General features: G+C 33.2%; 8 protein-coding genes. 1 reads left to right on the forward strand and 7 read right to left on the reverse strand.

Annotation, left to right across the window (positions count from 1 at the left end):
* Positions 1 to 145: 145 nt before the first annotated feature.
* The 5 genes from COI44_RS08875 to COI44_RS08895 form a co-directional block, all read right to left on the reverse strand.
* Entirely contained in the window at positions 146 to 1417 is a 1272-nt protein-coding gene (locus COI44_RS08875; RefSeq protein ID WP_098427614.1) for an MFS transporter, read from the reverse strand.
* A 156-nt stretch (positions 1418 to 1573) separates the two neighbouring features.
* Positions 1574 to 3478 carry an alkyl/aryl-sulfatase gene (locus COI44_RS08880; RefSeq protein ID WP_179887054.1) on the reverse strand — a complete coding sequence of 635 codons (1905 nt, stop codon included), beginning with the start codon at positions 3476 to 3478 and terminating at the stop codon, positions 1574 to 1576.
* Positions 3479 to 3538: 60 nt separating this feature from the next.
* Positions 3539 to 5056, reverse strand: coding sequence for a long-chain-fatty-acid--CoA ligase (locus COI44_RS08885; RefSeq protein WP_098427616.1), 1518 nt, complete (start codon positions 5054 to 5056; stop codon positions 3539 to 3541).
* Between the two features lie 155 nt (positions 5057 to 5211).
* On the reverse strand, positions 5212 to 6420 hold the full coding sequence (locus tag COI44_RS08890; RefSeq protein WP_098427617.1) for an iron-containing alcohol dehydrogenase: 1209 nt from the start codon (positions 6418 to 6420) through the stop codon (positions 5212 to 5214).
* 91 nt (positions 6421 to 6511) lie between these two features.
* A complete protein-coding gene (locus COI44_RS08895) occupies positions 6512 to 8029 on the reverse strand; it encodes an aldehyde dehydrogenase family protein (RefSeq protein WP_098427618.1) in 1518 nt (505 codons plus the stop codon).
* 449 nt (positions 8030 to 8478) lie between these two features.
* Between COI44_RS08895 and COI44_RS08900 the strand changes: the two genes are divergently transcribed.
* Positions 8479 to 9387, forward strand: coding sequence for a LysR family transcriptional regulator (locus COI44_RS08900; RefSeq protein WP_098427619.1), 909 nt, complete (start codon positions 8479 to 8481; stop codon positions 9385 to 9387).
* A 122-nt stretch (positions 9388 to 9509) separates the two neighbouring features.
* On the opposite strand, the gene COI44_RS08905 is transcribed toward COI44_RS08900, so the two are convergent.
* Both COI44_RS08905 and COI44_RS08910 read right to left on the reverse strand, forming a co-directional pair.
* Complete coding sequence (locus COI44_RS08905; RefSeq protein WP_218926915.1) at positions 9510 to 9800, reverse strand: S8 family serine peptidase; 291 nt, start codon at positions 9798 to 9800, stop codon at positions 9510 to 9512.
* 99 nt (positions 9801 to 9899) lie between these two features.
* On the reverse strand, positions 9900 to 11363 hold the full coding sequence (locus tag COI44_RS08910) for a flavin monoamine oxidase family protein (protein ID WP_286163834.1): 1464 nt from the start codon (positions 11361 to 11363) through the stop codon (positions 9900 to 9902).
* Positions 11364 to 11559 lie beyond the last annotated feature (196 nt).

Below are 11559 nucleotides of genomic sequence, written 5' to 3' on the forward strand. Positions count from 1 at the left end.
ATCTAAATCTTTCTTCATAAAAACTTTTTTACTAGGATTATTTTCATTATTAAACTAGTTATAATTATTCAATTTAAATGATTTTACCATTCTTAAAAGCTACCATATGAGTAGATAAATTATTGATTCTTCTTTACACCTCTTATTAGAGGTTCACTAGCTTATTATCTTTTTCAGTTGAAACTTGTTGGTTTCTTTTTCCGGAAAAGAAGATTAATAGCGCAGCAATTGCCATAGCAATTGAAATTCCAAAAATTGCTATACTATATCCACCTGCTGAATTTGTACCAGAATCTTGAATAAGTCTCCCGAAAATAATTGGAGTAATAATACCTGATGAAGTCATTATTCCAAAATAAGTTCCAGTCATAACACCTCTTCGCTGTGGAAGTAAACTAACTACTACAGCAGGGTTAAGTGTGTTTACAGTGACCACTAATGTATTTACTAAGGAAAGTACGATGATGATTGATCCCACACCATTCAAAAGTGGATACAGTGAGTACAAAATCCCTGCTAGTAAAACACAAATAGCAGTAAATAAAGTTCTTGCTTTCCATAAACTTTCTGTCTTTTTGTATAAACGATCTGAAATGATGGATAGTACGATTGATAAAATTGCTCCAATTAATCCTGAAATAGCAATAACTGATGCGGACTGTTGTTCAGACAAACCTTTTACTTTTATTAGATATGACGGATTAAAAGTAAGTCCAAAGACAATGAACGAGTAAGCAATAAATGCAACTAAAGTTGTAATAATAAAAATAGGTGATCGTAAAGCTTTCCACATATCCTTCGTATTTTTCACATTTTTGTTTTCTACATTATTTACTTCTTTATTAAAAGAAACAGTTGGTTTCATTTTTCCTAACCAAAGCCAACAAATAAACCAGATAAAACTAAAAATACCAGAAATAAAAAATGCTAGTCTCCAACCGTAATTTGATATTAGCGTAACGATAATTGGAGCTGTAACAGCTATCCCAACAACATTTCCAAAATTAATGATGGATATTGCGAATCCACGTGATTCCGGTTTAAACCATTTACTTATATGACTAATTGCAGTTGCCAGAAATGCGCCTTCTCCCGCACCTAGTAATATTCTACTTAAAATTAGAATGGGTAGGCTTGATGCAAACAAGGCCATAGATTGTGCGATTGTCCAAACCATTGCCATAATAGCAAGTGATTTTCCAGTACCAAAACGATCTGATAAAGAGCCGCCAATTATTCCAAATATTGAAAATAACCAAAAAAAACTGCTACCTAAAATACCAAACTCGGTCGAGCTTAAGTTCAAATCTTTGGTAATATGAATGCCAGCTAAACCTAAAATTGATTTATCGGCAAAATTAATAATAGCCATAATAAAAAGTGAAAATAAAATAATCCATTTCGCCCAACTTTTCATCCAAACTCCTGCCCTTCATCAAATCTATACATAATTTCCGATAAATATTTTCAATATTCCTTTGAAAAAAACACCTGCACAATCTTTTTTGTACCAATCTTGATTGAGCAGGTGCTTATTTAAAAAAATAAATCACTAATTATTCTGAGCTATTAATTAAGGTGTTACGATATTGATAAAACGGTCGAACTCATCTAAAAGTGATAAAAATTCATCCAACTTTATTTTGTTACCAGAAAGGCTTAATTTACCTGCTGCTACGGCTTGTTCTGGTGAAAGTAGACCAAGTACAATTCCATAGAATGCAAATTGATCAATCGTTAAAGTTACATCTGCATTAGCGTCCAACTTATTTGCTTTATATATTAAAACTGAATTTTCTAAAAATAAAGTGTATTCTTGGTTAGAATTTGAAAGTGTTACATTTATCGTTATTTTTTTACCTTCTGCTTTTGGACCGTTCAATTTAACAGCTACCAGTTTTAAGAATTCATTTACTGGCATATTTTTAACAACTCCAGAAACATCTAATGGAGAATTATCTTTGTTCATTCCATTTCTTAGTTCGTATGCGCCAACAAGATAAATATTACGCCAATTTGCTGATTCTGCCTGGTATCCTAATTGTTCAAATGCATCTGCTAACAAGTTTTTAGCTTCTAAATTTTCTGGCTCGGACATTACAACATTTTTTAATACTTGAGCTACCCAGCGATATTCACCTTTTTCAAAGTCAATTTTAGCTTGTCTTAAAATATTTGTTGCCCCGCCCATATATTCTACATATTTATGGCCTGTTTCCACTTGTGGTAAAGGATCTAAATCGGAAGGATGGGCGCTATAAAATCCTAAATAGAAATTGTAAACTCCCTTTGAATTATGCTTTAAAGTACCATAATACCCACGATTACCCCAATAAGTATCTAATGCTTTTGGAAGCTTAATCGTTTCAGCTATTTCATCCATCGTATAACCATGATTGGCCAAACGAACCGTTTGATCGTGAATATATTTATATAAATCACGTTGCAGTTTTAAATGTTTTATTGCATTATTTTTCTCCCAAACAGGCCATGCATGAATCATGAGTAATGCATCGATCTCTTCATTTTCAAATAAATCAATTGTTTTATCTAGTGAATTAGCCCAGTGTAATGCATCTCGAGTTTTTGCTCCTCTTACTGTATATATTTGATGCATCAATTTATTGGCATTCTCTGAAACAAATAATGATTTATAATTTTCAATATAAAAATGCATTTCAGCAGGTGCTTCCGTGTTAGGCGTCAATAAAAATTTAAATGTAACACCATCTATTTCCATTAAATGTATTTCGCTATCTATTTCAACATTTGGTAATTGAAAACTCAGCGTTCCTGAACCCATTGTTGGGCCAATCCCTACTGATACAGAGCCCTTTGTACCATCTGGTAAATCTTTACCAAACTGATATTCTGCACGCCGCGCCATGATTGTACCTAAAAGTGCATTCTCACTTAACGCTTCTTCCGTAAAATATTGCGGAACGATAATCGGAATATTAGGATGTTCAGCATATTTAAGAACTGCTTGAATACCTCCAAAATGGTCAGCATGACTTTGACTAATAATAACGGCTGATACTGGTTTTTGTGGTCGATGTTTATAATATAATTCCATTGCAGCTTTAGCTGATTCATTACTTGCTAAAGCATCAACGACAATCACACCATTTTTCCCTTCAATAAAAAAGCAAGTTACCAATGATTGACCGCGAACTTGATAGACTCCTTCTACAACTTCAAATATACCAGATATCGCCTGTAATTGTGCATTTCTCCATAGACTAGGGTTAACAGTCTCAGGAGCAGTGTCATTTAAATAATTTAACTGTTCAATGTCCCAAACAACTTCCCCAGAATCATCTTTAATAATCTTTGCTTCTAGTGGTGCAATAAATCCTCTATTAGCATCAATAAAGTCTTGTCTATCATCAAAATTAAGAAACTCGTATACTGCTAAATTTGCCTTTTTTGTAAAAGAAGTTGCGGGCATCGATTGCGTTAATATGTTATTTGTCATAAGAACCTCCATGAATTGTTTTCTATTCAAAAGTGTTTATCAAAAAACTTCTCTATTAAACTAATTAACTTCTACTTGTTCAACCTTTAAAGCTCTTTTTAAAATCTTGCCTGTACTGTTCATAGGTAATTCTTTCTTAAATTCTACTTGTTTTGGTAGTTTGTACTTAGCAAGCTTGTCCTTACAGAAATGCAAGATATCATCTGTTGTTATACTTTCATCATTCGATACAACGTAAGCCTTTATGATTTCTCCGTAATCTTTATCGGAAATTCCAATTACTGCTACTTCCACTACCGCTGGGTGTTGATAGATTACTTCCTCTACTTCTCTAGGATATACATTGTATCCGTTTACAATAATCATGTCCTTTAATCGATCAACAATAAAGATGTATCCATCACTATCCATTTTTGCTAAGTCACCCGTATAAAACCAATCATTTTTAATAGTGTTAGTTGTTGCTTCAGGCATACCAAGATATCCAATCATTACATTTGGACCTTTTACAATTAGTTCACCTATCTCGCCTCTTGGAGCTTCATTTCCAAATTTGTCGACAACCTTATTTACTACACCTGGAATATCTACCCCTACAGATCCAATTTTTCTAACTCCTTTTATAGGATTAAATGCCGTTACAGGAGCTGTTTCTGAAAGTCCGAATCCTTCCGCGATAATCGTCTTATATTTTTCTTCAAACCGTTGAAGTAACTCAACTGGCATCGATGCTCCACCCGATAAACAGACACGCATCGATACGAAATACTCAGCTGAATAATCTTTTAATTGTAATAAAAAGTTATACATCGTTGGAACACCAGCGAATAATGTTATTTTCTCATTAAAGATTGTATTAATGACTTCAACAGGATTAAATTTTTGAACTATGACGATTGTCGCTCCACTCATAATTGGAGTATTAATACAAACTGTCATGCTAAATACATGGAACATAGGAAGGGCAGCTAAAATGCGATCATCTTCTTTGAACTCGACAAGTTTAACAATTGACTCTGCATTTGATGCCATATTTCTGTGACTTAGCATAGCTCCTTTTGGTTTTCCTGAAGTTCCAGAAGTATATAAAATAACGGCTAGATCTTCTTCTATAACAAACGGATATTCATTGTTTTTTGAGTTATTTACAATCAACTGCTCCCAATTAAATTCAGTTTTATTCGACCCTACATAGTACAGCATTTCAAAATGCTTTAATTCGATCTTAAGAGAATCAATAATCGATTCCATCTCAAAATTTGCAATGACAGCTTTTGCTTGGCTATTCGATAAAATATATGAAATTTCTTCTTTCGTATAGATTGGATTAACTGGTATAACTACACCACCCGCACGAAGAATTCCATAATATGCAAAGACAAATTCTGGACAATTGCCTAATACTAGGGCTACTCTATCTCCTTTTTTGATTCCGTCATGTACTAAATTAGAAGCTACACATTCAACTTGTAAATCTAAATCACTATACGATATATTTTTATTTTCAAATGTAATGGCATTTCTATTTGGAAACTTTTCTGCACTTTTTCTTAAACTTTCATTTAGATTCCAATTCATTCATATTCCCCCTGGTATTACATGTATTTATTAGATCGCTCAACAAGAAACTAAAGAGAAATTGTTAAAAGTAATCAATAGAAAACTATTAAAATATGAATATAGTTGAGGCACCCTCAAAAATTTTGAAGGTGCCTGGTAACTATCATTAAAAATTATGAAATGACTAAGCCAGAACCCGCAACTTCATTTGAAACTTTTGCAATTACTTCATGTGGAATTTTGAAAAATATTCCACATGGATCACTATGAACCATCGCTACAATGTAAGCCATATTTTCGACATTCACTTCAAAATCAGCAAATGTACTAGGAAGACCGACTTTTTCACGAAGATTACGGATAAATAAAACGACTTCTTCAAGACAATCTTCTGGTTTTTCCGGTATATCCTCTAGACCTAACGCATTTGCAAAACCTTGGATTCGTTTTAAATAATATGGTGCAAGGGATTCCATAACATTCGGTAATAACACTGCATTTGCAAGTCCATGAGGAATTCCGAATTTTGCGCCAAATACATGTGCTATATTATGAACTGGAATCGCATTAACAGAAAGACTGAAAGCAGAAATTGCCATCGAACTAGCCATTAACATATTTGATCGTGACGCAAGGTTATGCCCTTCATGAACAGCAGTAGGTAAATTATCTACAATCATACGAATCGCTTGAATTGCATATGCATCCGTCATAGGATTCGCCTGAGGTGAGAAATAAGCCTCAATTGCATGAGTTAATGCGTCAAATCCTGTAAACGCTGTAATTTTTGGTGGTAAACCAACTGTCAATTCAGGGTCTAAAATCGCCATATCAGGGCTAATGAATGTATTTAGGATATTCGTTTTAATTCCTACCTTTTCATTTAATACTACAGCGATTGGAGACACTTCTGCACCAGTTCCAGCTGTTGTTGCGATTGCAACATGTGGAATTGGAATATACTGAGCTTCTGGCCAAAATTCCATTACATTTCCAACAAGTAGCTCTTCACGAATATCATGAACCTTATTATGAAGCATCCATTTAATTGCTTTAACTGTGTCTAAAACACTCCCACCACCAACAGCAATTAATGAATCTCCATTACACTCTTTAAAGAACTTAGCTCCGCGGTTTATGATTTCACCTTTTGCATCCTGTTCAATGTCCTCAAAAACTCCTACTAACTGTACTGCACTAGGAATCGCTTCAAATAGTTCCTTAATTTTATCTGTAATTCCCGCTTGAGTAATTCCTTTATCAACGTAAAGAACTGCTCTTTTACCACCAAGTCCTTTTATCATTTCGGGTAACATTGAGCGAGCTCCAGCCCCGCTGTTTACAACTGTTCGAACCGAAAACTGAAAAAATGACGTTATCATGAGATCACCTTCTCTTTTCTATTATTGTTTTTTATTAGTCATACTAAATTAATTTATTTTTTTATATTAGTAGCTTATAAATTTAGTTTTTTTATAATAAGATGCCATACCAAGGTTTTTGGCTTAATTCCGGAGTAAGTGAACAATGAACATGCTTTACTTGAGTGTACTCATCTAAAGCATAACGGCCAAGTTCACGTCCAAAACCACTTTGTTTATATCCACCAAATGGTGCATCACTTCTTAACATGTGCCAATCATTAATCCAAACTGTTCCTGCTTTTAATTCACGTGAAATTTTAAGAGCTTTGTTAACATCTTTTGACCAAACACCAGCTGCTAATCCGTAAATTGAGTCATTTGCAATTTCGATGGCTTCTTCTACCGTTGAGTAGCGAATTACGCAAAGTACAGGACCGAAAATCTCTTCTTGGGCAATTTTCATTTTATTGTCTACATCTGCGAAAATAGTCGGTTCAACGAAATAGCCATGATCATACCCTTCACCTGTTAAACGTTTCCCTCCGCAAACTAAGCGAGCACCTTCTTGAATTCCAGTTTCAACATAGGATAATACCGCATCAAGTTGCTGCTGAGACGCCATAGGTCCCATTCCGTTCGCCATATCAAGCTGGTTTCCAATTGTAATTGAGGAAGCTAATTTTGCTAAGCGATCAACAACTTCATCATAAATCGAATCATGTACTAATAAGCGAGTGCCAGATTCGCAAAGTTGTCCAGAATGTAGACAGAATCCAAATAAACTACCTGGAATTGTAATATCTAAATCAGCATCTGGTAAAACGATGGAAGGTGACTTTCCACCTAATTCAAGTGTTACTCTTTTTATGGTTCCGGATGCTAATTGCATAATGCGACGTCCAACTTCTGTTGATCCAGTAAAGGCGATTTTATCAACCTGCGGATGAGTAGCTAATACTTCTCCTACAGTAGCTCCAGGTCCTGAAACAACATTGAATACACCAGCTGGAATTCCTGCTTCTGTAGCTAATTCAGCTAATTTCAACGTCGAAAGTGGTGTATTTGAAGCTGGTTTAACAATAATAGAATTTCCCATTGCAAGAGCAGGTGCAATTTTCCACATTGCTAAAAGCATTGGAAGATTCCATGGTGTAATCGCAGCTACGACACCGATTCCTTCACGCCATACCTGATTATTGCTTGGTCCAGGAAAAGGCAGTACTGGCAGAGACTCAACAAATGGATACTCGACAGTAAATTTTGCTGTTTGCTGAAGTAAATCGACTAAATATAAAATATCTAAATTTGAAATTCGTCTGACAGTTGCACCTGAGCTAATCGCTTCTAAGTATGCAAGTTCCTCCGAATGTTCGACAATCTTATTCCCGAAATTAATTAAGATTTGCGCTCTTTCTTGCGGTGATTTTTTTGACCATACTCCTGAATCAAAGGCTTTACGAGCAGAGACAATTGCAGCTTCAGTATCTTCCTTCCCTGCTTTAGCGACTAGAGCGATTACTTCTCCAGATGCAGGATTTTTTACACTAAACGTTTCACCACTTTTTGCTGGTGTCCATCTACCATCAATATAAAGCGGAAATTCTAATACTTTTACAGTCGTTTGCATTTAAAAACCTCCTAAAATAGTTTTATTAATATTAGATAAATAGGATTTATAGTAACACCTTTTCCTTCGAATTGGCCTTACCTCTTATTTAGAAAAAATGGTAGGTCATTTGGGTATAACGACGAAAATAAGTCATGGATCATGTTCTTTCCCCTTTTTAAATGAATGAAGATAAATTAAATTGACATGGTTCCACAGACTGTTCATAACCAAGAAAACGCTTGCAAAAAAATTTTTAGAATATAAAATTTGATGAAAGTTTTCTTAGAATTTACATTTAATTTAAAAATTAAGAATTATCTGAATTAATTGTATAACATCACAGTTACTTAGTAAAATTAAGGTTTGTAATACCTGGTCCACAATTACTAATATCTAAATTTAAAGGATTTTATTATTCTCAAATCGAATTTCTAATATAGTAATCTATATACTAAGGTGGTCATCCTATGCACATACAAAAACTAAAGATTCTTTCTGAAGTTGCTAAAACGGGCTCTTTTTCTATAGCTGGTCAGAATCTTCATATAAGTCAATCTGGTATTAGTCAGGATATAAAAAAAATTGAAGATGAATTAGGTATTAAAATTTTCGATCGCACTCGTTATGGGGTTGTTCAATCTTATGAAGGTACTAAAATTGTAAAAAAAGCAAATGAAGTTTTGTTAAAATATGAAGAATTGATCGATGAGGCTAGAAAAATTTTAGATATACATTCTGGAAATCTCAGAGTGTCTACTATACCTGCTTTTATTACTTATTTATTGAAACCATTAATGGAATTTAAGAATTTATATTCAAATTTAACGATAGAGATTTCAGAAAATATAACTGAACTGACAGTTGAATCAGTTCAACAGAATAAAGCTGATATCGGACTGATCTGTATATATGAAGAAATTTTAAAAAATATTGAGCATTTAAATTTCGAAAGTATCGCTGAGGGAACATTAAAGGTTTATGTCAGTAGTGATTCTCCTTTCGCTAAAAAGAAAAAAATAACACCAGAGGAAATCATTCAACAGACTGTAGTCTTATATAATGGAGATTATATTAAATGGTTTATTAATAATTTTCAAAATACTTTTGGAAAATTGAATATTTTATTGTCATCAAATCAAACGGAAGAAATATCTCGTTTAATCTCAAATGGATTAGCGATTGGGTTTGCCCCAGACTTTGCTACTAAAGCTAACCCTTATGTTATGGAAGGTAAAATCGTTGAAGTTGATATTATCAACTATGAACCCATTAATGTAACACTTGGCATTATTCAGACGAAGAATAGAACTCTTACAAAAATTGAGGAACACTTAACTCGGTTTATTAAATCTGAATTACAATATTATATAAATTAAGATTCGACTTCATATTCATAGCTAATTTAACCTAAAACTGTATAATGCTAATAAAATGAAAAGAAGTCTCAAATGATACGAATCATTTGAGACTTCTTCTTTTTTATTTAAATTAAAGTACATTACTTAACTTTTATAGTTCGTTTTACAGAATGACTTTTATTTCCAGCATTATCAATTGCGTATAGATTAATAGTTTTTGTACCTTTACTTTGTTTAGGTAATTTTACATCAAATGTACTCTTACTTGATACTTTTGCTTTCGCAACAGGACCGGCTTGATGATCAGAGAACACTTTTTCAGCAATAATTTGTGCTTCTGGTGCAACACCTTGTATAACTGGGCCAGATTCAGCTGCAATTCCTGCCACGTGGACACCATGTGAGCTTGTTGCATTATTTGGATCTTCCACTCGTGGGATGATGTCATCATTTTGATCAGCCCAATTGTAGCCATCTATTAATTTAATGAAGTTGTGCCTTTAGTTCATAAGGAAAGCTATTAAATTTATTTATCTACTATTAACTTCATAAGCTGTTCTAATTCCTGCTTCAATTGCCCCTTGCATCCATCCTGGTGTAGTAGATGAATGGGATCCAGCGAAATGAATTCTCCCTTCTGGCGTACTAATATATTGACCTAATTCTTTTATTTGATCGGGTTTAAACATGACAAATGCTCCTCCAGAATAAGGAAATTCATTCCAATCATGTGAATAGCCTATTAGAAACTCTGAAAACACTTCATCTCCAAATATATACGAAAGATCATTCAAGGCAATTTTTATACGTTCTGCCTGTGTCATATTATTCCAAATACTTGCATCATCTTCCCATGTGTAGCTTGCTAACATAATACCTGTGTCTACCGACGTACCAGACCCATGGCTAGGAAAATACGAAAATTTAATTGGTAGATCAGTAGTTAATTTCCCACCATGAATTCCATATTTTTCCCAAAATTTCGTTTTAAATTGTAGAGCTATTTTAGTTGAATTTGCATAATGTATTTTTCTAATCACTTTCCTCTTTTCATAAGAAATAGATTCAAAGGGAAGTAAATCTACAAAGTTTAATAATGTAAAAGGAATTGTTGAAATAACAAAATCGCTAGTAAGTTGATGCTCTGTATTAAGAATTTGATTTTCAGTAAAAATTGTTACGTTTGATTCTTGTTGTATAATTTTTTTAACTCTTTGGTTCGTAATAATATAGTCTTTAAGTTGTGGTAAAAATCCATTTATAAGATGATCTGTCCCACCTGTTATTTCGTATAGTTTAAGGTCTTTTGTTATTAGGATTAGAACTTCCCTTAATATGGCTGTAAATGCAAGTTCAGAAAACCCTTCTAATCCAACAAACGTTTCAATTAGATTAATAGCTTCAGTTGATAGTGATACACCTACAGGGTTATATTTCAAAAAGTTAGCCATTGAATACTGATCATACATATTAATAATGATTTCCCAATTTTTTTCAGGATCTTGATTAATAAAATCAATAACTGGACCAACTGCTAACAAAAGTAACTCTAATGCAGTTTTTCCTTTTTCACTTGGTAAGACATTAAAATTTAATTGGTCAGGATTAGCTTTATAATTTTTATCATTTGTTAATACGTTATTAACGTAAATTAAATCATTAGGGGTACTATTAACGAACTCATTAACTGGCAAATTAAATTTTTTTATATATTCTAAAACTAAATAGTGAAACGAAGGGATACGCATTGCCCCAAGATCTATATATTGATTATTTATAAATGGTTCCCTTTTTGTGTAAATTCTACCCCCTATTCTGTTATTCGCTTCAATAATGGTAATCTGATGCCCTGCTTCTTTCAAAAGTGAAGAAGCAACTAAACCAGAAATCCCTGCACCTATAATTGTAATATGTTTTGGTGAATTCGTTTTTTGTAATCCATTTTGAATTATGTAAATCATTTGCTCCATTGAAAGTAGTAATTTTTGAATCATAGATATCACCTCATCATGCGATAAAATAACTATCAATAAGATGTTATTAGTGTACAAGATGAAATAGAACTTCAGAGAAAACATATCTATAATGATACAAAATAGTTGAACTCCACTTACAATTAGATTAAAAGAAATCTTTAAAGATGCTGTCTTTTCACCATTGTTCGAGGACTCAAGTCGCAATAATTTGACG

The organism is Bacillus sp. AFS088145 (assembly GCF_002564465.1).
Lineage (GTDB): Bacteria > Bacillota > Bacilli > Bacillales > Bacillaceae_G > Gottfriedia.